This is a genomic window from Thermoleptolyngbya oregonensis NK1-22 (assembly GCF_032705245.1).
GTDB classification, from domain to species: domain Bacteria; phylum Cyanobacteriota; class Cyanobacteriia; order Elainellales; family Elainellaceae; genus Thermoleptolyngbya; species Thermoleptolyngbya sichuanensis.
Genome location: NZ_CP053540.1, coordinates 4,022,508 through 4,045,256, shown reverse-complemented (window position 1 = coordinate 4,045,256; position 22,749 = coordinate 4,022,508). Strand labels below are relative to the sequence as shown.

At 57.2% G+C, this 22,749-nt stretch carries 15 protein-coding genes; 11 read left to right on the top strand and 4 right to left on the bottom strand.

The features are described 5' to 3' along the window. Nucleotides 1–403: 403 nt before the first annotated feature. The 5 genes from HNI00_RS16985 (at nt 404) to HNI00_RS16965 (ending at nt 5,746) form a co-directional block, all read left to right on the top strand. Nucleotides 404–2,017 carry a peptide ligase PGM1-related protein gene (locus HNI00_RS16985; RefSeq protein WP_316787786.1) on the top strand — a complete coding sequence of 538 codons (1,614 nt, stop codon included), beginning with the start codon at nt 404–406 and terminating at the stop codon, nt 2,015–2,017. A 101-nt stretch (nt 2,018–2,118) separates the two neighbouring features. Next, a complete protein-coding gene (locus HNI00_RS16980; RefSeq protein WP_420156382.1) occupies nt 2,119–3,003 on the top strand; it encodes a LysR family transcriptional regulator in 885 nt (294 codons plus the stop codon). Nucleotides 3,004–3,140: 137 nt separating this feature from the next. Beyond that, nucleotides 3,141–4,118, top strand: a complete 978-nt coding sequence (locus HNI00_RS16975) for a bestrophin family protein (protein WP_316787782.1) — start codon at nt 3,141–3,143, stop codon at nt 4,116–4,118. A gap of 256 nt (nt 4,119–4,374) precedes the next feature. Beyond that, complete coding sequence (dpsA, locus tag HNI00_RS16970) at nt 4,375–4,929, top strand: DNA starvation/stress protection protein DpsA (protein WP_316787780.1); 555 nt, start codon at nt 4,375–4,377, stop codon at nt 4,927–4,929. 52 nt (nt 4,930–4,981) lie between these two features. Beyond that, nucleotides 4,982–5,746: a sirohydrochlorin chelatase gene (locus HNI00_RS16965; protein ID WP_316787778.1), complete on the top strand. Its 765-nt coding sequence runs from the start codon at nt 4,982–4,984 to the stop codon at nt 5,744–5,746. A gap of 42 nt (nt 5,747–5,788) precedes the next feature. Here the strand turns inward: HNI00_RS16965 and HNI00_RS16960 are convergent, their stop codons facing one another. Next, on the bottom strand, nt 5,789–9,889 hold the full coding sequence (locus HNI00_RS16960; RefSeq protein WP_316787776.1) for a PAS domain S-box protein: 4,101 nt from the start codon (nt 9,887–9,889) through the stop codon (nt 5,789–5,791). Between the two features lie 408 nt (nt 9,890–10,297). On the opposite strand from HNI00_RS16960, the gene HNI00_RS16955 reads away from it, so the two are divergent. Further along, nucleotides 10,298–11,854, top strand: a complete 1,557-nt coding sequence (locus HNI00_RS16955) for a DASH family cryptochrome (RefSeq protein ID WP_420156381.1) — start codon at nt 10,298–10,300, stop codon at nt 11,852–11,854. Between the two features lie 649 nt (nt 11,855–12,503). Then, nucleotides 12,504–12,911, top strand: a complete 408-nt coding sequence (mscL, locus tag HNI00_RS16950) for a large conductance mechanosensitive channel protein MscL (RefSeq protein ID WP_316787772.1) — start codon at nt 12,504–12,506, stop codon at nt 12,909–12,911. A 52-nt stretch (nt 12,912–12,963) separates the two neighbouring features. Here the strand turns inward: mscL and nagA are convergent, their stop codons facing one another. From nagA to HNI00_RS16935, 3 genes are all read right to left on the bottom strand, one after another. Then, nucleotides 12,964–14,112 carry an N-acetylglucosamine-6-phosphate deacetylase gene (gene nagA / locus HNI00_RS16945; RefSeq protein ID WP_316787770.1) on the bottom strand — a complete coding sequence of 383 codons (1,149 nt, stop codon included), beginning with the start codon at nt 14,110–14,112 and terminating at the stop codon, nt 12,964–12,966. Nucleotides 14,113–14,398: 286 nt separating this feature from the next. Then, the gene (locus tag HNI00_RS16940) at nt 14,399–16,540 is read right to left on the bottom strand and encodes an alpha/beta hydrolase (protein ID WP_316787768.1); all 2,142 of its coding nucleotides are present in this window, start codon (nt 16,538–16,540) and stop codon (nt 14,399–14,401) included. Between the two features lie 462 nt (nt 16,541–17,002). Beyond that, nucleotides 17,003–17,638 (bottom strand): zinc ribbon domain-containing protein, encoded by a 636-nt coding sequence (locus HNI00_RS16935; RefSeq protein WP_316787766.1) that lies wholly within the window; start codon nt 17,636–17,638, stop codon nt 17,003–17,005. A 508-nt stretch (nt 17,639–18,146) separates the two neighbouring features. Between HNI00_RS16935 and HNI00_RS16930 the strand changes: the two genes are divergently transcribed. The 4 genes from HNI00_RS16930 to HNI00_RS16915 all read left to right on the top strand — a co-directional run bounded on the left by HNI00_RS16930 (nt 18,147) and on the right by HNI00_RS16915 (nt 22,624). Beyond that, a complete protein-coding gene (locus HNI00_RS16930; protein WP_316787764.1) occupies nt 18,147–19,583 on the top strand; it encodes a circularly permuted type 2 ATP-grasp protein in 1,437 nt (478 codons plus the stop codon). Between the two features lie 65 nt (nt 19,584–19,648). After that, complete coding sequence (locus HNI00_RS16925) at nt 19,649–20,596, top strand: alpha-E domain-containing protein (RefSeq protein WP_172358042.1); 948 nt, start codon at nt 19,649–19,651, stop codon at nt 20,594–20,596. Between the two features lie 167 nt (nt 20,597–20,763). Continuing rightward, nucleotides 20,764–22,026: a hypothetical protein gene (locus HNI00_RS16920; protein ID WP_316787763.1), complete on the top strand. Its 1,263-nt coding sequence runs from the start codon at nt 20,764–20,766 to the stop codon at nt 22,024–22,026. Nucleotides 22,027–22,138: 112 nt separating this feature from the next. Then, complete coding sequence (locus HNI00_RS16915) at nt 22,139–22,624, top strand: Ycf51 family protein (protein ID WP_316787761.1); 486 nt, start codon at nt 22,139–22,141, stop codon at nt 22,622–22,624. Nucleotides 22,625–22,749: the final 125 nt, after the last annotated feature.

The window sequence follows — 22,749 nt, the reverse complement described above, 5'->3', positions numbered from 1 at the left end:
TTCCCTCTTCGCGAGGATGTAATTTAGCGCGGCTACTCGATAGAATCATCAAACATCCTCCTCAAGAGGCAGTCGCAAACGCTTTCGCTGGATGCCAGGGTTCGGTAGGCTGGGTTTGCCTAGATTTAGGGTTGCCCGGTCGATTTTACGTAATTTGAAGCGCTAAGCGCGGATCAACAGGATAGAACAGGGGTCGCCGTCTGGAAAGATGGCTGCTTCAGTGTTTTGTTTTCTTAACAAACTTCGTTTGAACTGGTTCGAGCTTTGTCAATAGGACTTACGCAGTAGGACTTACGCGGTGGGACGATTTCTCGCGGAGAAATCATCCAAAACCTAGAAGACTTATCGCAAGTAAGTCCTGATTACAATAAACCTTTGAAAGATGCCCAAAACTGGGGGATTTATGCAGACATTGACGGTGGCTCCGATGGTGCAGGGTAGCGATCGCTTTCACACGTTGCAACGACAACTGCGCGATCGCTGGCAAACCATCGATCAATTTGACCGGGGAGAACATGACATTCTGATCGTTCCCTCCCTGACGCTGGATCAGCGCGAATTGCAAAAGGTCAAAGGGGTTCACCATTACGAAGAGCGGCTGCTGTTTTCGCTGATTCGCCTGCGGAATCCGGGCACGCGGCTAATCTACGTCACGTCGCAGCCAATTCACCCCAGCATCATCGACTACTATCTGCACCTGCTGCCCGAAATCCCCTACTCCCACGCCCGCGATCGCCTCGTCCTGCTGTCCACCTACGATTCGCATCCCAAGCCCCTGACGCAAAAAATCCTGGAGCGGCCGCGCCTCGTCCAGCACATCCGCAGCCTGCTGCGCCCCGACAAAGCCTATATGTCCTGCTTCAACGCCACTGCGCTAGAGCGGGAACTGTCACTTCAGCTTGACATTCCGCTCTATGGGCTAGACCCCGACCTGCTCTATTGGGGCACCAAGAGCGGCAGCCGCCAGGCCTTTGCCGAAGCCAACGTGCCCCATCCCGACGGCAGCTTGCAAACTTGGACGGCAGAAGAACTGGTGCTGGCAACGGTAGACCTATGGGAACGTCGCCCCGACCTGAAGCGGATGGTCGTAAAGCTAAACGAGGGCTTTTCGGGGCAGGGGAATGCGCTGCTGGATCTGCGGCCGCTCTCCGCCGTTGCGCCGGGGCAGGCATCCAACGAAGCCCGACGGGAAGCGATCGCCCAGGCGTTTCACCACCTCAGCTTTCAGAGCGACACCGAAACCTGGGACAACTTCAGCAGCAAAATTCCCGAACTGGGGGCAATCGTCGAAGCGTTTATCGAAGGCGAAGAAAAGCGATCGCCCAGCGTCCAGTGCCGGATTACGCCGCTGGGTGAGGTCGAGGTGCTGTCTACCCACGACCAGATCTTGGGCGGGCCCGACGGGCAAATCTTTTTGGGCTGTCGCTTCCCAGCGGACGAGTCTTACCGGATGCGCCTGCAAGACTATGGCTATGCAGTGGGCAAGGTGCTGGCAGAAAAGGGCGTTTTGGAACGGTTCAGCATTGATTTCATGGCAGTCCGGCCAGACGCGACGGAGGACTGGGATTTGCAGGCGATTGAAATCAACGTCCGCAAAGGCGGCACAACGCATCCCTTCATGACGCTGAAGCTGCTCACCAGCGGCAGCTACGATCCCCAAACCGGGCTATTTCTCAACCAGCACGGTCAGCCCAAATATTACATCGCCACCGACAACTTGCAGAGCGATCGCTATCTCGGCCTGCTGCCCAGCGACCTAATGGACATCATCGTGCAGCATCGCCTCCACTTTACGCCCATCACCGAAACAGGCAGCGTGTTTCACATCATGGGCTGCCTATCGGAATACGGCAAACTGGGGCTGACCAGCATCGGCGACTCGCCCCAGGACGCAGAAGACCGCTATAACCAGGTGATCGCCACGCTCGATCAGGAAACTGAAGCGAACCTGTCGCACCCGTTTCATCCCGCGTCCCACACGCCGCCCATCAACTGGCACTTTCACCACGAGGGCTAGCGCCTGCTTGGGAGGGGGCTGGAAACGGTTGGGTTGCGCGTGTCTTGCACAATCCACCCTCTCGGATTTTTGAGGAAAAATAGCTGGCGATCGCCCGCATGATCGAACTGCGTCACCTGCGCTATTTCATCACCGTGGCCGAAGAACTGCACTTTGGGCGGGCCGCCGCACGGCTGCACATGGCCCAGCCGCCCCTCAGTCAGCAGATTCGTCAGCTAGAGGAGGAATTGGGCTTCCAGTTGTTCTACCGCACCAAGCGCAGCGTGCAGCTCACGGAGGCAGGCGCGGTGTTTTTGGCGGAATGTCGGCGAATCATGCAGCAGTTGGATCAGGCTGTGCAACTGGGGCAGCAGGTGAGCCGGGGCGAGCGGGGACAACTGGTGATCGGCTTCGTCAGTTCCGCAGCCTACAGCGTGCTGCCGACGCTGCTCCGGGGCTTTCGCGCCGCTGCGCCGGATGTCAGCCTGGAACTGCACGAACTGACCACCGACCAGCAGGTGCAATGGCTGCGCGATCGCCGCATGGATGTGGGCCTCGTCCGCCCGCCCGTAGACGAACCAGACTTCTGCCTGATGCCGCTATCTGAGGAGCCGCTCGTCGTCGCCCTGCCCCAGCAGCATCCCCTCGCGCAGCAGCCGAGCGTGTCGCTCAAAGATTTGGCGGGCAAACCCTTCATTCTGTTTCCCCGGCCGCTGGCTCCCGGACTCTACGACCAGATTATTAGCCTCTGCCAGCAGGGCGGCTTTAGCCCCGCCATCGTGCAGGAAGCAATCCAAATGCAGACCATTATCAGCCTGGTGGCCGCAGAAATCGGCGTGGCCATTGTTCCCCTGTCGCTGCAAAACCTCCAGCGCACCGGGGTTGTGTACCGCGAACTCCAGGAACCCACCCCCAAGGCGGCGATCGCCCTCCTCACCCGCCAGCCCGACCCCTCGCCCACTGTGCAGCGATTTTTGGCGATCGCCCAAAAAATAGGCAGGAGTTAGAGGTTAGGCTAAAGCGGGGATCATTCTTAGGGGAGCGGATTCAGGCAGTGATGGAGTGTCACAAGTCCCCAAATCCCCCACTAATAGCTAATACCAGTAGCTCATACCAGTCGCCCTACCTCAATTCGCCAAACCTCATGCCTCAACCCCGCTGGAACCTCCTCCTTGCCCCCAAAAAGCGAAGCTGGTTTCGCTCTGCCCTGCAACTGCGCGGCTCGGTCGTGCCCTACGTCTTGCCCAGAGCGTTGCTGTGCGGACTGTTTGGAGAACTCATCGCCATCCTACATGCCCGTGACCTCGCAGTTTCGATTCCGGCGCTGTCTGGGCTGATTCCCAATATCGTGCTGGGCCTGCTGCTGGTCTTCCGCACCAACACCGCCTACGAGCGCTTCTGGGAAGGGCGAAAGCTGTGGGGCACCCTGACCAACACCACCCGCAACTTGGTGCGGCAAATCTGGGTAAATGTGGCTGAAAAGAATTCTCAAGATCGCGCCCAAAAGATTTCTATCTTGCGATTATTGGTTGCGTTTGCAGTGTCCACCAAGCTGCACCTCCGCAAACAGTCTTTTGAAGACTTGATGCTCCTTGATTTGCTCCCCAAAGATTACTACTTTAAGCTGCAAAATACCAACACGCCACCCTTAGAAATAGCCTTTTGGATTAGCAGCTATTTACAAAAGCAGCGCCGTCGAAATCGGCTTACCGCTTATCAACTCGACACGATGCAAAAAATGATTAGCACGATGGTCGATGTGCTGGGAGGATGCGAACGAATTTTAAGAACGCCCATTCCCCTGGCTTATGTGATTCATTTGAAACAATTGCTGTTGCTTTATTGCCTGACGTTGCCCTTCCAATTGGTCGCAGATTTACAGTGGGCGACCGGGCCCATCGTTGCACTTATTACCTTTACGCTGCTGGGCATCGAAGAGATTGGCATTGAAATTGAAAACCCCTTTGGCACCGACGCAAACGATTTGCCGCTGGATGCAATGTGTTTAAATATGCTGCGGGATGTTGAAGATTTAATTAGTCTGGGGTCTGCCTGGGCAATTGATTCTAAGCCCTTAGCGGAAACTCAAGTTCAACCCAAAGATGCTTATGCTGCTGAATAGTCTTGGCATCGGAGAGCGATGCTTGGGCGATATTTTAATGTTTTTTGGGCACTCCTTAACACAAAACCTCTCAAAGAAGACTTGGGTTTGTATAAATCGCTATTGAATTCGTTGTGAATTGTCATGATTTTTTGTGTTTTGAGAATCTTTCTTATTAAGAAATTGTGTGGTAGTTGACGGCTTTTTTTAATCTGTATACTGTGTTGAGTATCGACTGAAAAAACCAGGAAACCTGCGATCGCTGAGGAGCGCACCTATGGCTATTACGGCAAGTCCGATTCAAACCTTTGAGCAGATGAAAGACAACCCCATCGGGTTGGAGATGAACGTCACCACAGCGGTTTGTGAAGGCTTTAACATCGTCCTGGCAAGCTTCCAAGCGCTGTATTTGCAATACCAAAAGCATCACTTTGTGGTGGAAGGCTCTGAGTTTTATCAACTGCACGAATTTTTCTCGGAAGGCTATGACGAGGTGCAGGGCCATGTCCACGAGATTGGTGAGCGGCTGAACGGGCTGGGCGGCGTGCCCGTTGCCAGCTTCAGCAAACTGGCAGAGCTATGCTGCTTTACGCCAGAGCCGGACGGCGTGTTTTCCTGTCGGGCCATGGTGGAGCATGACCTGAGCGCAGAGCAGGAAATCATCAAGGTGATCCGGCGGCAGGCTGGGCAGGCAGAAAGCCTGGGCGATCGCGCTACTCGCCACCTCTATGAAAAGATCCTGCTGGAGTCGGAAGATCGCGCCTTCCACCTGTCGCACTTCCTGGCCCACGACAGCCTCACGCCAGCCTTCACCTTAGCCAGTCAGAATTGAGGATAATTAAGGGGCAGATTCCTCTTTGACTCAACCCTAGCCAAATTCTGAATTGCCCGCCCATCTTCCCGCCTACCTTTTGGTGACTCACGGCAGCCGCGACCCCAGACCTCATGCCGAGGCTGGGGTTTTGGCGCATCAGGTTGCGGCGGAGTTGCGACGGCGGGAGGCGGGTGGGCTGCCGCCGCTGGTGGAGACGGCCGTACTGGAGCTATGTCCACAGCCGTTGCACCAGCGAATCTTGCAAGTGGCGACGCAAGCGCTGACCCTGGGGGGCGATCGCCTCGTGATTATCCCGCTATTTTTGCTGCCGGGGGTGCATGTGATGGAAGACATTCCCGCTGAGGTGGCGATCGCCCGCCAGCAGGCTAGCCCGCGCCTGTCCATCGAGATTGCGCCCCATCTGGGCAGCCACCCCAGGCTGGCAGACTTATTGCCTGCTCCAAATTGTGAACCTGCGGCCCGAATTTTGCTGGCTCATGGCAGTCGTCGTCCTGGAGGCAATGCGCCCGTGGAAGCGCTGGCCCAGCAAATCGGGGCGATCGCCGCCTATTGGGCCGTGCCGCCGGGGCTTGCCGATCAGGCCGCCAGGCTGGTAGCTCAGGGCGCTCAGCAGGTGGACATTCTGCCGTTTTTTCTGTTTCCTGGCGGGATTACCGAAGCGATCGCCCAGGACGTGCGCGACCTGTCCGCGCAGTTTCCCACCTGCCAGTTCCGGCTCTATCCGCCGTTTGGCGCGACTCCCCAGCTTGCTGCGCTGGTTCTGGATCTGGCAACCTGCCCGCTGGGTTGGGGCGAGGCGAGGCGGTCAGGCTGAGGTTTTTTCCCCTTCTGCTGAGTGGGGCGACGTTTCCAGCAATCACTGCCGCAGAACAAGCGGAAGGCGGAGCCAGACGATGGTTTGTCCTGCGCTGCTGCGAATGCCAACGCGGCCGCCCAGCAGTTCCGTGAGCTTTTTGACCAGCGCCAGCCCCAGGCCAGTGCCGCTATGCCTCCAGGGGTCGCTGCTGGGGATGCGATAGAACCGATCAAACACGCGATCGCACTCCTCTGGAGGGATTTCGACCCCCGTGTTGGTGATGGTGATGAGGAAGTGGGGGAGTGGAGGGGGACTGGAGAGCGGGCTTTCAGATTCAGCTCCATCTTGTTCCACCTCGTCGCGCTCCATGCGGTTGCTGCTGAGGCTGGCTCGCACCTCGATGCGTTCGCCGATGGGGGTATATTTGCAGGCGTTGTTGAGCAATTCGGTGAGGATGCGCTCAAAGTGGCTGAGGTCGGTGGTGAGGGGCGGCAGGTCGGGCGGCAGGTCAAGGCTGAGGTGCTGCTGGTGGCGATGGATGCGGTCTAAGAAGGGTTCCGCAACGTGGGAAATCCAGGATTGCAGGTGAATGGGAACAGGGTGCAGCAAATCGACTTCGGCATCGAGCCGGGAAAGGTCAAGCAGGTCGTTGATTAGATTAATCTCTCGCTGACATTCCTCTTGCAAAATCTGCACATAGCGCCCTAGCGGATGGCTGGGGTTGTCGAGGATGCCCTCTGCTCGGAGGGTTGTTTCAACCATCTGAGCCGCCATTTTGACATTGGCGACGGGGGTTCGTAGCTCGTGGGAAATGGTGCAGAGAAAGTCGTCCTTGAGCTGATTCAGGCGGGCCAGTTCGGTGACTTGGGCCTGGGCGGCCTGATAGAGGCGAGACTGGCGGAGGGCGATCGCGCATTGGTTGGCCACCTGCTGCACCAGCCGCACCTCCAGCTCGTTAAAGAATTCATCGGCGGGCCGCAGCAGCACCATGTCTCCCAGGACTCCCTGATCGTCTCGGATGGGGCAGGAAAAAATCGTACAGTGTTTGGCCACTGGGCGGGTCAGCAGGCGATCGCGCGTCACCTCGTTGGCATAGCAAAACTGCTGATGCATTCCCTGCAAAAGCTGGCGATAGAGATCGGGATAGTCTGCCATGAGGATCTGCGTGCCCTCTTCGGACTTGACCTCGCGGGTATAGTCGCAGTAGATAGTGGAAACCTGGTTTTCGGCATCGTAGAGCGCGGTGTCGCAGCAGAAGACCCCAAGCGCCTGCCCCAGCTCTTGCACCGCCGTTTGCAAGATTTTGCGCTCGTCGAGGCTATCGCGGACTTGGTCAGTAATTCGCTTGAGCAAGGCTTCAAACTCAAGGGACTGGCGCAGTTCGCCCGTGCGCTCGGCCACTTTGGTTTCTAGCTCGGCGTTGACCCGCTGCACTTGGCTGTAGAGTTCAGACTGCTGCACGGCGATCGCCAACTGGTTGGCCAGTTGCACCAGCAAATCTATCTCCCAGGTCTGCCACTCTCGCAAGGATTGGCATTGGTGAACACACAGCAGCCCCCACAGGTTGCCGTCGCAGTTGATGGTAACCGTCAGACCGGACTGCACGCCCACGCGGGTCAGCATCTCGCGAAACTCTGGTGAGAGATCCGCCGTGTGGATGTTGTCGATGCGGGTGGGTTGAACTTCGGTGCTGGGGCGATTCGCGAAGCGATCCCTATGGGAATCGCCATATTGCTGGAATAGCACGTCTTCGACCCGACCGCAGACCTGGGGATCGTCTAGCACCACGCCCCAACCGGGCAAGCTCGATTCCACAATCGCCTGGGCAGGCCGTGTGGAAACCTGATGAAAGCGGTAGATCAAAGCGCGATCGCACTGAAACAACTGCCGCACGTCCGTAACCGCAAAGTTCAAAATTTCGCTTAAATCGAGCGACTGGTGGATATGCTGCGTCACGCGAGACAGCAGCCGTTCCCGCTCTACCTGTAGCGTTTGCGCTTCCTCAGCATCCTTGAGATGGTGGATATCGGTCATGGTGCCAATCATCCGCACGGGCGTACCGTGTTCGTCGCGGAGGATCTGCGCTCGATCTAGCACCCAGCGGTAGCTGCCGTCTTTGCAGCGCAGCCGATACTCAACCCGAAACAGGGGCAGCGCTCCCTGGCAGTAGGCTTCGTAAACCGACATGACCCGCGCCTGATCATCGGGATGGATGCGCTGCTCCCACGCTTCGTAGGCTTCTGAGGGTTCGTCGGGCTGGTGGCCCAGCATGGTCTTCCAGCGCTCGGAGTGGAAGGTCTTGCCCGTGATCAGGTCTGCGTCAAACACGCCGTCGTTGGTGGATTGGACGATGTTTTGCCAGCGCGTTTCGCTGTCTTGCAGGGCGAGTTCGGCCTGTTTTCGCTGGGTGATGTCGATGTAGGCGATCGCCACGCCATAATTTTCCAACGGAATTGGCGCAGCGCAGACATTCACCCATTGCACAGAGCCGTCGGCGCGAACAATGCCCTTTTCAACATTGTGAACAGGCCGTTGCGCTGTCAGAGCGCGGACGCTGGCGAATTCCTCTGGCGGCATGGGGGTGCTGTCTGGTCGCAGCATGGGCTGGGCAGGGCGATCGCACGTATAGCGCGTTTGCTCAGCCGCCGGAATGCCCAGCATTTCCTCCAGTACTGGATTCACCTCCACAATCCGACCCTGTTCATCCGTCATAGCAATGCCCACGGGCACAGTTTGAAACAGGGTTTCATATTTGCGCTGGCTTTCGCGCAGGGCCGCTTCAATTTGTAATTGTTCAGTCACGTCTTTGGCGATCACCAGTTCTGCCCGCCGTCCCTGGTAGGTGAGCAGGTACGAGGTAATTTCCACTTGGATCGGGCTGCCGTCTTTTTTGGTGTGTAGCCAGATGCCCGAATCTTCCATGCCCTGATTCACGGCGGAGATCATCGCCAGCAGCCGAGGAATCTCCTCTGGTGGGCGGATCTCTGCCAGGGTCATGCTGAGAAACTCCTCGCGGCTATAGCCATATTTCTGCACGGCCGCTTCATTCACCATGAGAAACGCCAGCGTGTCTAGGTCAAACACCCACATGGGTAGGGGGTTGCTTTCAAACAGCAGCCGATAGCGCTGTTCCGAGTCTTGCAGCGATCGCTCTGTCTCTTGGCGCTTGAGCAAGGCAGCGATCGCCCCCGATAGACTTTGCAGCCATTCCAGCAGCGATGGCGACACCGCCTGCCGCTGGGGATGTCCCAGGCTAAGGGTGCCGAGGGTGCGTCCGTCTGCGGTCAGCGGCAGGCACACGAACGTAGCGACCCCCAGCGCCCTCAGCAGTGACGTGCGATCGCCCGGAACTATCGCTTCAGGTTTGTAATGCTGGATCAGCGCTTGTCCCGTTTGCGCGACCACGCCCGATAGGGTTTCTGCAACTGGAAACTCCAGCGTCGGCGCGTGGGTACAGGCTCCCCTACATTCGCGAGTCTGTTCATTAATCCATTCACCGCCCCATTCCCCTGCGGCTGGATCTGCCAAACAATCCACGCCACACAGCTCCTCAAACACCATCGTCTGACGGGTCGTGTCGTATCGCTCAATGGCCACGATCGGAAAGCCCGTTGCCTGCCGCACCTCTTCGGCAATGCAGCGAAACACATCCGGCGTAGATTGGGCGTTTAGGCTGAGCGTCAGAATGCGGTTGAGGGTGCGCTGTTCCTGGTGATAGCGCTCTAGCTCTAGCTCCATCTGTTTGCGGCGAGTCACGTCGCGCCCGACCGCTTGCAGTTCGATCAGTTCGCCAGATGGGTTAAAAAAGCCCTGGACGATCCACTCATACCAGGTCATTTCGCCCGTTGCGCTCCAAACCCAATGTTCGTGGGTTTGAACCGGGCTATCTGGGGTCAGGGTTTGAATTTCGGTCAATTGCTGAGTGACGCGGCCCTGCTCGTTGGGATGAACCAAGCTGACGAGGGGTTGCCCCAGCAGTTCGGCTGCGGATTTGCCAAAGCGATCGCAATAGGCCGAATTCACAAAGGTCAGCACGCCATTGGGCAAAAAGCGGCAAACGAGCTCGGTTTGGCTATTCACCACGGCTTGATGACGGCGAGCGCTCCCTGCTTCGTCTGCACGGCTGCTAGAGGGATGGGTGGCACCAGGATCGGGGTTCATGCAGCCTTTAACACGAGTCTGACTGAGCAGACGAAGGGATTAAATCAACGGTCTTAACGGTCTTAAACTGATTACCTTAAACCGATTTCAGCCATTTGATTGACAATGCACCCTCTTTCTTCAGAGTAGCAAGAGAGCCACAATCTCTAAAAATTCTTAACAAGTCTGGTCTTCGCCCGCCAAGCTGAGCCGATATGTCAGCGCTGCAAATGGGTCTGCAAATCGGGGCTGCAAATTGGGTCTGCAAATAGGGCTGCAAGTTGGTCTGCAAATAGGGCTGCAAGTTGGTCTGCAAATCCGGGCTGCAAATCCGGGCTGGCCGCAGGCAACCAAGCCTGTGTAACGCTATGTTAAGAAATGGATGCGAATCCATGCGCTCTGATGACAGTACTCTGAAGTATTCTGACGATTGTGACCCAACGCATTCTTCTCTGGTTCCGCAACGACCTCCGGCTCCACGACCATGAACCGCTGCATCGGGCGATCGCCAGCGGTGCGGAGATCGTCCCAGTCTACTGTTTCGACCCGCGCCAGTTTGATAAGACAGCTTTTGGCTTTCCCAAGACAGGCGCGTTTCGGGCCCAGTTTTTGCTGGAGAGTGTAGCTGATTTGCGGCGATCGCTCCGTAGCCTGGGTAGCGACTTGCTGATTTACCAGAACCCGCCTGAACTGATTATTCCCCGTTTGGCGACAGATCTGGTGATTTCTGCGGTCTTCTATCACCAAGAAGCCACCTCTGAGGAGCAGGCGGTCGAAACGGCGCTGCAAACTGCGCTCAAGCCGTTGGGTATCCGGGTGCAGTCCTTTTGGGGCCACACGCTCTATCATCCCGACGATTTGCCGTTTGAACGGTCGCAGATTCCGGAGTTGTTCACGGCCTTCCGCAAGCAGGTCGAGCGAGACTCGTCGGTCAACCCGCCCCTGCCTGCGCCCAAGTCGCTGCCGCCCCTGCCAGAGGATTTGCCAGAGAATTTGCCAGGCGACTGGCCAGACGATTCACTAAAACCAGGCGAAATTCCCACTCTGGCAGACCTGGGGCTGATGCCACCTGCAACCGATGCGCGGGGGGTCCTGCGATTTGAGGGCGGCGAAACGGCGGGACTGGCGCGGGTACAGGAGTATCTGTGGAAGGGCGATCGCCTGCGGGTATACAAAGACACGCGCAACGGCATGTTGGGGGCAGACTATTCCTCCAAGTTTTCGCCGTGGCTGGCGTTGGGCTGCCTGTCGCCACGCCTGATCCACGCCGAAGTCGGTCGCTACGAAGCAGAGCGCATCAAAAACGACTCCACCTACTGGCTCATTTTTGAACTGCTCTGGCGCGACTATTTTCGCTTTATCTGCGCCAAGCACGGCTCCAAAGTGTTCTATCCCTCTGGTCTCCAGGGCATTCCCCTCCCCTGGCAGCAGGATTGGCAGCGGTTCGACCTGTGGCGCAAAGGGCAGACGGGCTTTCCGCTGGTGGATGCCAACATGCGAGAACTGGCCGCTACCGGGTTCATGTCCAATCGCGGACGGCAAAACGTCGCCAGTTTCCTGACAAAAAATCTGGGTATCGACTGGCGCATGGGCGCAGAGTGGTTTGAATCGCTGCTGATCGACTACGACGTATGCAGCAACTACGGCAACTGGAACTATACGGCGGGCGTGGGCAACGACGCTCGCGGCTTTCGCTTTTTCAACATCCTCAAGCAGTCCAAAGACTACGATCCGCAGGGCGACTATGTAAAGCACTGGCTACCAGAACTGGCGAACGTGCCCACTGCTAAGGTGCATGAACCCTGGAAACTGTTGCCCGTCGAACAGCAGCGCTTTGGGCTACGGCTGGGTGTGGATTATCCCAATCCCGTGGTGGACTTGTTCAAATCGGCAGAAGCGAACGAAAAAATCTACAACGCCGCCACGCAGGGTTGGAGCGCGGCTCCCAAGCCCAAGGCCTTGCAGCGAGGCAAGCGTCGGCGCTAAGAAGCCTTGATATTGATTTGCGATTTTGGATTTGCGATTCTGGAGTGTCCGTCAAGCTCTGCAAGACTTCTAGCCATTCTTTTCCTAGCTCCGCGCAGGCGATGTGGCTAGCAGAATTGATGCAGGATGGTTAGCAGAATTGATACAGGATTGACACAAGAAAGCGCCCGAAAAGCAAGACTGCTCCGACAGCATCCTGTTGACCTTGCAATCTGAAAAAACTCGCACTACCGTATGGGCAGAAAGGGTTTCTGGAGCCGTGGTTTGACCGATAGAAATTTCTCTGGGCCGAGGGATCGGCCTGAAGAGAATCTCTTAGGACTTACGCAGTTGGAGGATTTCTCGTGAGATGCACCCGCAAGAAATCCTCCAAAACCTAGAGAACTTATCGCAAGTGCGTCAGTCCTGTCTCTAAGAGGGTGTTTGAGAAGGTATCGCCTGTAATGTTAAGCACTCAGAGATCCCCCCTAGCCCCCCTTAAAAAGGGGGGAAACCGCCTTAAAGTCCCCCTTTTTAAGGGGGATTTAGGGGGATCTTGCACGCTTTGCTACAAACAGTAGGACTTTTCAAACATCCTCTAAAGGCAGTTTCTAGGTCAAATGTCTGATTGATTCTTCTGATTGATTGTGTTTAGGAGTGGACAGAAATCATGGCTCGACGAAACGGTGCGGCAGGCGGGTTTCTCCGCGATTTTCGAGAATTTGCCCTGAAAGGAAACGTGGTTGACTTGGCGGTGGGTGTGATCATCGGCGCGGCCTTTGGCTCGATTGTGCAATCGCTGGTGGACGACATCATCATGCCCATCATCGCCCTGATTTTTGGCGCAGATCCGGCGGCAGGGATTTCGGGCATCACAATTGGTGCTATTCCCGTGGGCAATTTTTTGGCCGCCATTATTAACTTCCTGATTATTTCCTTTTCGCTGTACCTGCTGATCAAGTGGTTTGCTTCGTTTAAGCGTAAGGAAGCCGATCCCGAAGCGCCGGATTTGGCTGAGGTGAACACTCGCCTGGCGGATGCGGTGGAGCGCCTGACGGAAACGCTGGAACGACGCTAGACGCAACGATGCGAGGGCGTGGGTGGTGGGTTAGGAGTCAGGAGCCTAATTGCTAGCTCATCACCGCCAAATATTCGCCGCGATCGCACACGCCGGTAATCTCTAGCGCATCGTTGAACATCGCCAGGTTTGCGACGTAGCCAGGTGCGAGATAGCCCAGACGATCGTTCACGGCGATCGCCGCTGCGGGATACGCACTCGCCATCCGCAGGGCCTCGTCTAGGGGCAGCCCAATCGAGACGCAGTTGCGGATGGCCTCGATCATCGTTAGCGCAGAGCCGCCCAGGGTTCCCTCGGCCGACACGCACTTGCCCTCGCGGTAGAACACCACCTGACCGCCAATCCTGAAGGAGTCCATCTGAGTGCCAACGGGCGGCGTGGCATCGGTGACGATTAGCAGCTTTTCACCTTTCATGCGGTGGGCTAGGGCGATCGAGCGCAGGTGAGTGTGGTGGCCGTCGGCAATAATTCCGGCATACACGTCATCTCGGTCAAAGGCAGCGCCTACCAGCCCCGGACTGCGCCCCAGCCAGGGCGACATGGCGTTAAATAAATGCGTCACCATGCCCACGCCTGCGTCGAATCCGGCGATCGCCTGCTCGTAGGTCGCATCGCTATGGCCAGCGGACACCAAAATACCTGCATCTGCCAGCGTCAGAATATCGTCTATCTCCACGATTTCGGGAGCCAGCGTCAGCAGCAACACAGAATTGCGACCCGCTGCCGCGATCTGCTGGATCATCGCTGGGTCGGGCCGACGGATGTAGCGCTCGTTGTGGATGCCCTTGCGCTTTGGGTTTAGATAGGGCCCTTCCAAATGCAGCCCTAGCACATTATGGGGGCGAAATTTTCGATAGTCGCGCACCAGTTCCATCGCCCGCAGCATATCGGTATCCGACGTGGTAATCAGCGTTGGCAAATAGCTGGTGGTGCCGCTTTTCAGGTTGGTCGTGTGCATGATCTCCAGCGTCTTGGCTGTGATCTCGTCGTTGAACATGACTCCCCCACAGCCGTTCAGTTGCAAATCGACAAAGCCGGGTGAAACGTGGTCGCCCTGCAAGTCAATAACGCTGAAAGAGTCGGGTAAATCCCAGGACGGGAGAATGTCGAGAATGCGATCGCCCTCAATCAGCAGCGCGTGATCGACCAAATCTTGCTCACCAGTATGCAGTACGCAATTCGTCAGGGCGTAGGGGCGCATAGTTTAGGACAAAGTAAAAGGCAAAAAGCGTTCGCGCTGCCGTTCGTAAATTCGTGTATCAGCCTGAGCGAAAGCAGTCTCGCTAACGTTCCATCTGATATTCAATCTGATGTTCTAGTTGTGGTAGCAGTGCAGAGCAGAAGGGCGATCGCCCCTGGCAACAGCACGTCCCTTAAACTCCAAATTCTGCTCCGGTCAATGCGGGCAGTCTCAAGAGGCTGGCCTCAATCATACATAAACTCAAAAGGCCGCGCTCCAAATTGATCCGCAAATTGATCCGCCAGATTCAGGATCTATCGGCTTCTTCTAAGTCTTTTGAGTCTGCGTCTGCGATTCCCGCATGGGCGGGTCGATCCGTCAGTTCCCCGTCTGCCCGCTCGGAATGTAGCCTATGAGACTGCCCTGGCTGAGAATGTCCTGGCTGAGAGTGTTCTGACTGAGACTGCCCTGACAAATTGGCTCGTCCCGGTTGACCTTTGCGCCGCAGCACCCGATTCACCGATGAGGATAAATATCCCGGCAGGACAAACACCACCAGCGGCAACCCCGCCAGCAGCACGGTGATCCCCGTTCCTGCCACCTGCGTTCTGACATATTGACGCGGCTGGGGCTGGGCGCTGGAGGTCATCTGTTCTAGGGGCAGCGCTGCCATCTGGAGCCAGTTCGACAGCTTTTCTGAAAGCTGGGCATTTAGCCGCAGTTGGAGGGTGGCGGTGGAAAACGACTGGACATACTCTGCCGACAAAAATGGCTTGTAGTGACGAGCATCCGGCGTAAGCTGTTTGACAAAGGACAGCGAGATGCCCTTGAGCAATTGTCGGAGTGCCTCTGTTTCGCGATCGCCCTGTTCTCGCATAAATAGGCTGTGGGTGAGCGCTTGGTTCAGGTTTTCGGGATCGCCAACACTGAGGTGCCCGCCGCCAATGACCGTGAGCAAGAGCTTGGAATCAGCCGGAAGCTGGGTAAAGGGCAACAACTGCTGGCTGACGGCGGGCATCACTGCGTCCGAAGTGCCCGATACAATCAGCGTTGGAATACGGATCTTCGCCAGACTCTCTTCGTCAAACAGGCGACCAATCACCGGATTGAGCAGCATCACTCGCGCCACCCGGCGATCGCGCAGATCGGGCAGTTCGTCGGGCAGATCCGCCGCTGTACACTGCAACCAGTCGGCAATGGACAGGGCGACCCGCTCCGGGCTATTGCAAAACTGGCGCAGATTGGGTAAGTCGAGTCTGGCTCCGGCCAGCGCCAGCGCCGTGTAGCCGCCTAGTGAGTGGCCGATGACCACGACCTGCTGGGTATCTAGCCGCCCTCTGAGCAAAGTGGAGTGACGATTCAACCGATCGAGTTCGCTCAGTAAAAAGCTGATGTCATGAGGGCGATCGATAAACTCCTGGCTGGGCAGAAGATCGGTGCCATGTCGCCCCCGCGTCCTGCCCTGCGTAATTTCCGTGATCCAGGCGACGTTGCTGCCAGGGTGTTCCAGTGCAGCCACCGCAAAGCCATAGGAAGCCAAGTGTCTCGCCAGATAGCCCAAAAATCGGCGGTCGGCTCCAAAGCCGTGAGAAATGACGATGAGTGGGCCAGTCGTGCGATAGCTCCAGTACAAATCGACCGGAATCGTGCGGGCCCGTTCGTAGTCGCGGAAGACGAGGGACTGCTGGCGTACCCAATGAGTGCCGGGACGAGTCGGGTCTAGCTCCGCATGGAAGGGAGCCGCTTCGGGCACGGTCAGTTCGCGCTCCAAAATCGAGGTCAGCGCCTGACTCTGCCAGTAGGCCAGATTCATCTGCGAGGTCAGCGAGGCCACCGCCGTCAGGTCTAGCACGACCTCTGGAGCGGGAAATTCCTGCAAGAACCCCAGCAGGCTCAGCCCGTTGGTGTGGGTGGCAGCACGAGTCAGCGCCAGTTGCAGCATTTTGCGATCGCCATTGGGGATGACGCGCTCCAGTGCTGTGAGCAGGCGATCGCCCGCCGAGGAACTCAGGAGATCCTTCACCAGGCGATGCCCAGCGTTTGGATCAAGTGGAATACTGCTTTGCAGCGTGCTTTGCAGAGATGGACTAAGCAGCAGCCGATAGCCCCGCAGCGACCCCTGCACATCCCCAGTCTTGGCGTAGTGCTGCAAATCGGACAATTGCACCGAAGACTGCACCGGGCCAAGCTTGATCGAGAGCTTTTTTGCCGCTGCTGCCGGATCGGCTAGGCTACCCACCAGCAGCAGCGCTCCACCCACCCAGCCCAGGGGCGATCGCCATCGGTCGGACGGGGTAAACCGTTCCAGAGGGGCAGATAAAGGCACAGATGGGACATCGCGCCATCGGTCAGCAGGTGCAGGTCTTTCGGTTTTCGCGGGCAGATTCTCAACTCCGGGGGCGGCGTGTCGAGTAAAAAACCGTCGAGCGTGTAGGGGCAGCAAAGGCATCGCAAACAGGTCTACAGAGCATCTCGGCAAATGAGCGGGTCGGGCAAATCAGCGAGGCTGTCGTTCTGATGGGGTTTCTTGACAGGGCGTTCCGAACAGGGCGTTCCGACGAAATCCGCTGGGCTAGAAGCAGGTATTGTTAACCATACCCAGATTGCTGGCGCAACGGTATAAATCCGGCGGCATAAAATCAACAATTTGTAAGAATTTAAGATTTTGACCACCCATTAGTTTTCCCTATCTGCCAAGGTAGATTAACAGCGGGTTAACAATCTGTCAGACTTTACGTCAGACTTCGCGGCTACAAGTCTGCTTTAGAAAACCGGGTGAGAAAATCTGGACGAGAAATCCGGCCTGGAAAATTTGGGCGAGAAAAGTGCCTGACAACCTTCGTATGGGGCTTTATGAGGCTTTATGGAGCTTTACAGGGGGCTTTACAAGAGATGCAGGCTGAATCTTGCCTTAGCTGTGGCTCAGTTCTCCCACCCGATGACCACACTGGGCACAAAAGCGATCGCCCATCTGCACCTCGCTGCCACACTGGGTACAAAATCGCTGCTGGGCCTGGCGTTCGGCACTGCCCATTCGCATCTCCAAACTGCCCATCTTCATTTGCATCGGGTTCAGGCGCATTTCCATATCGCCCATCTTTAGCTCGCCCGTTCGCATCTCGCCCATCTGCATCTCGCCCATTTGCAGGGGCTGACCGGAATTCATCGGCGGCATTGGCTTCATGGGTTCCATCGGCTTCATGGGTTCCATCGGCTTCATGGGTTCCATCGGTGGCATTGGGTCTTCTGTCGTTTCCTGCATCGGCAGCACCTCCGCCCCTGTCAGCACGGGCACGCCGTTGAGCGACTGCATTTGGCTCCCCTGCACCTGCACAAAGCGCGAGCCGTTTTCTGTCTCCACTTGCACCACCATACCGCCTGCTGTGCGAAATGCCTGGGGCGGTGCGGCCCAAGCGCCCGTTTCGACCGACATTCGCTGGCTTTGCTGCTGTCCGGCGCTGGCGCTCAGGAGGGTGAGAATCGTGAGGCGATCGCGGCTTTCAATCCAGAGGCGCTGACCTGCACCCAAGTCTGTGACGTATGCCATAGCTAGCTCTTCCTTAATCTTTTCAAAGGGAATCCAGGGGAATTTCAAAAAGGTTTGGTATTATCCCTACATCCTAAACGCCGAACCCAAAGACTCTGCCCAAAACAAGCGAGGAGCGGGGGATCTTGAAGCGCTAGAGGATGCTTGCGAACCAGTTCAACACTGAAAGCAGGTTTTTACAGTATCCGTTTTGGCCGATTTGGAAGACGCGGTTTGCCATAGTGGGGGGCGTGGTAAGTACACAGCAACAGGCTGGGCAGTGTTCTAAACCTTTCTAGGCAGTGTCTTAAAACTTTCTAGGTCGTTGCTTGCCCTGAGTCGATCCCCCTAAATCCCCCTTAATAAGGGGGACTTCCGGAGTGGTTCGGCTCGATTCCCCCCTTTTTAAGGGGGGCTAGGGGGGATCAAAAGTGCTCTAAAGCACGCCCTAGGATCATTCATCCGCACCCTTTGACGAATCAAAGAAACGAGCCAGAAAAATTACTAGAAAAATTAATTTCTATTTGCCGTGAAACTGGACGACTACGACCCCGGAGATTTCTACGACGAGCTGTTTGTCGAACGAGGACAGCCTCGCCCCGAAGCGGTGCCGCTGGTTGAGCGCATCAACTCTTTGAGCATCGAGGAGTTGATGCAGCGTCAGCAGTCTGCCCAAAAAGCCCTACTGCGGCTGGGGGCGACCTTCAACGTCTATAGCGATGAACAGGGCACCGAGCGGGTGTTGCCCTTCGACATTATTCCGCGCATCGTATCTGGACATGACTGGGCCTGGCTGGAGCGCGGACTCAAGCAGCGGATTGAGGCGCTGAACCGCTTCTTGAGCGACATTTATGGCGAGCAAAAAATCGTTAAAGACGGACTGATTCCGGAGGACTTAATTTACTCATCTAAAGGGTTTCTCAAGCCTTGTCTGGGCATGGAACCGCCCAACGGCATCTGGTGCCACATCACGGGGACGGATCTGGTGCGCGATCGCGACGGGCAGTGGTACGTGCTGGAAGACAACCTGCGCTGTCCCTCTGGCGCGTCCTACGTGCTGGAAAATCGCCGCGTCATGAAAACCACGTTTCCGCTAGTGTTTGGGCAGATGCCGATTTTGCCTGTAGACGACTACGCGGGCCAGCTTTTGGAAACCCTGCTGAACCTGGCTCCGCCCCACTTGGACGATCCCACCGTGGTCGTGCTGACACCGGGAATGTATAACTCTGCCTATTTCGAGCATTCCTTTTTGGCGCAGCAGATGGGCGTGGAACTGGTGCAGGGCAGCGACCTGGTGGTGGCGGATGGCTATCTGCAAATGAAGACCACCAAGGGGCTTCAGCGGGTGGATGTGGTCTATCGCCGCATTGACGATGATTTTCTCGACCCCACCACGTTTCGCCCCGACTCGATGCTGGGGATTCCCGGCATTATGGAGGTCTATCGGCGCGGGCGGGTGGCGCTGGCCAATGCGCCGGGTACGGGCGTAGCCGACGACAAGGTAATCTACGCCTACGTGCCCAAGATGGTGAAATATTATCTGGGCGAAGACCAAATCATTCCCAACGTGCCGACCTATCTCTGCTGGGAGCCGCAAGATCAGGCCCATGTGTTAGCAAACCTGGACAAGCTGGTGGTGAAGGCGGCGAACGAGTCTGGCGGCTATGGAATGCTGATCGGCCCCCACGCCACGCCAGAGCAGCGCGAAGACTTTGCCGAACGCATCCGCGCCACCCCGCGCAACTATATTGCCCAGCCCACGCTTACGCTGTCTCGCGCCCCGACGCTGATGGGCGATCGCATCGAAGGGTGTCACGTCGATCTGCGGCCGTATATCCTCTACGGTAAAGAGATTTATGTGAACCCTGGCGGACTCACCCGCGTTGCCCTGCGGCGCGGCTCCCTCGTCGTCAACTCGTCCCAGGGCGGCGGCACGAAGGATACGTGGGTCGTGGGCAATAGTTAGCAAGTCCAACCCTTTAACCTCTAATCTTCCTTCAATAAACTAGCCTTCCATCAATCCATCAAACAATGCTCAGCCGCGTTGCCGATTCCATCTACTGGCTCAACCGCTATATCGAGCGGGCCGAAAACGTCGCCCGATTTGTAGACGTGAACCTGAACCTGCTGCTGGATTCGCCCGTGGGCGTGGCCCAGCAGTGGGAGCCGCTGGTGCTGACGACGGGCGACCTGACGCTGTTCAAAGAGAACTATGGCGCAGCGACGGCAGACAACGTGATTCGCTTCCTCACCTTTGATGCCAAATACCCCAACTCCATCCTGTCTTGCCTGCAAATGGCCCGAGAAAACGCGCGATCGGTGCGGGAGAGCATTTCCTCGGAAATGTGGGAGCAGGTCAACGATTTTTATCTCATGGTGAAAGATGCCTGCCAGCGCCCTGATGACTTGGACTTGTCGGACTTTTTCTCGCAGGTAAAGATGTCGAGTCACCTGTTTGCAGGCGTGATGAACGCTACTATGTCGCACAACGAGGGCTGGCACTTTGGGCGGATTGGGCGGATGATCGAGCGGGCAGACAAGACCGCGCGGATTTTGGACGTGAAGTATTTCATCCTGCTGCCCTCAGTCAAAGACGTGGGCACGCCGCTGGACGAGTTGCAGTGGATCGCGCTGCTGAAATCGGCCAGCGGCTATGAGATGTATCGCAAGCGGCAGCACCGCATCACGCCGCAGGATGTGGTGAACTTTTTGGTGCTGGATCGGGAGTTTCCCCGGTCGATCCAGTTTTGCCTGCTAGAAGCCGAGCGATCGCTCCACCAGATTACGGGCAGTTCTCGCGGCGTATGGCGCAACCCAGCAGAACGGGCCCTGGGAAAACTGCGCTCCGAACTGGACTACATTACCGTTGAAGAGATCACCCAGCGCGGGCTGCACGAGTTTCTCGATGACCTGGAAACCGCGTTGAACGACATTGGCAGGAAAATTCGTGAAACTTTCTTTGCGCTGGAAGTGGTCTAGCGGGCACTGAGTCCGAGCAAGTTTGGCAGGCAAGTTTGGCGGGCAAGTTTGGCGGGCAAGTTTGGCGGGCGAGTTTGGCGAAAGCAGCGGCTCGATTGGGAACGCTAGGATGGAGATCCTGCGGTGTTTCCCGCTACCTGTCTTTTCTCCTTTTCCATCGCTGCATCATGGGACTGTTTAACCGAGTTTTTCGCCCTGCCAGCCCGCCGTCTTCGCCGCCCGCCCCGCTGCCCGCAAAGCCCAAATCGCTCACCGAACTTGAACGAGAGCTAGAGCATGAGCGGCGGCAGGCAATCCAGGCGCGTCCTGTGAGTGCGCCCCCGCCGCGCCGGAGTGGAAGTTTTTTGGGCAAGCTGCTGGGACTGGGGCTGCTTGTTGGCATTCCGGTGGGCGTTCTTTGGGCCATCAACCTGCCCTACGCGCCGATTCGCCGCCCGGTTGCCGAAAAAGCGCCCGTGCTGCTGTTGCCCAGCTATGTCAGCATGGACAACAACTACAAGGCGGCGATCGCCCTGACGCAGCAAGCCAAACAACTGATTGACAACCCCACCCGCCCCGAAGATATTGATGCGGGTCAGCGCAAGGCCATCGAAGCGCAGAAGCGGCTAGACGAGCTACCCGTGTGGCTGCGCGACTATTGGTACGACGGCTGGAGCGGACTATATCGCTGGAGCTTCACTACCGCAGGCTTTAACAATGCCCGCATGGAAGTGGCCCGCCTGCAAGCTAAGGCCGCTCAGGAGCAGAGCGCTCAAACGGCGCTAGTGACGGCAGAGCAGGCGATCGCCCAGGCCAAGCAGACCTATCAGCAGGCCGCCAACCCGACGGACCAAGCAGGGGCGATCGCCGCTTGGCAAGCGGGTCTGCAAGACTTGGAACTGATTCCCAGCCAGACCCTCGCCGGCCGCACCGCCCGCACCCGCCACGCCGCCGCCGTCGCCGAGCTTCGCAGCACCGTTGGGCTGGCTGCCGAAAGCGCCAAGGTCAACGCGCAAATTGAAAATGCCCGCCAGTTTGCCTGGCAAGCGGCCAAAGCGGCCCAAAACCCGCCCCATACCGTAGCAGAGTGGGATCGGGTGATGGATCTGTGGAATGAGGCGATCGCCCGCCTGCGGCAAGTTCCCAGCAATGATCTGCAAGGCAAAGCCGAGGCCGAAAAACTGCTGGCCCAATATCAGGCCAACCTGGGCGAAATTCGCGTGCGCCGGGATGCCGAAGCCGAGGCTGTGCGCCGTCTGACGCGGGTAAATCAGGAGATTCAGCAGTTTCAGCAGCTCGCAGGCAGCACCGATGCCAATTATCAAATTAGCCAGCTTAACCGCATCCTCACCGAACTGAAGGCGATTCCCAGTGGCACCACGGTTTACAAAGAGGCAGAACTGCTGACGATTCAGGCGCAGAATGCCCTAAGCAAGTTGACAGGGCAGTGAGGCATCATCATCGCCTCATCTTCGTTCCGTTCTGATAAGGTGAATATTGCAGAAGGCAGGGACTCCGTTACGGTTTGTCCTGCATTCTCCTCATCTTGCAATCTTTTGAGCTATGCCAACACCTGCTGAATTTTTGACGGCGACCCAGTGGGCGGGAATCATTACCCTGGTGGCGGGGGCGATCGCCGCCCTCGGCTTCCTGTTCCAGTGGGGCATCCGCTTCCGGTTTGTGGGCATCACCGGGTTTATGGCCGTGCTGACGGTGGGGCTATTTGCGCTCAGCCTGATGCCGATTACCCGCGTGGAAATTCCGGGTGCGGTGCGCTTTTCGACGGTCTATGACTCTGGCTCCACTCAGGTCGTGATTGCGGTTCCCCCCGATCTCACCAGAGAGCAACTCATCGCCACGCTCCAGCAGGCCGCCAACGACCTCTTTTCACCCGGCCGCCTGGGCCGCAGCGGCGAAAACCAGATGACCATCCGCGCCCGCACCGTCACCCATCCCCAGGAAGGGCTGACCCAGTTGGTATATCTGGGCCAGGTCAAGCGCTCCCTGTTCGATCGCAACGACGATAAGATGGAAATCTCGATTTTTTAATCTTTGATTTTTGATCTTTGATTTCTAAGGGATTTCTAAGGGGTGATAGAGCGACTAGGCTCATCAAGCGCTGCTTGCACCCTCCGGCGAATCCCCAGTCCCTCAAACACGCTGCACCGCAACAC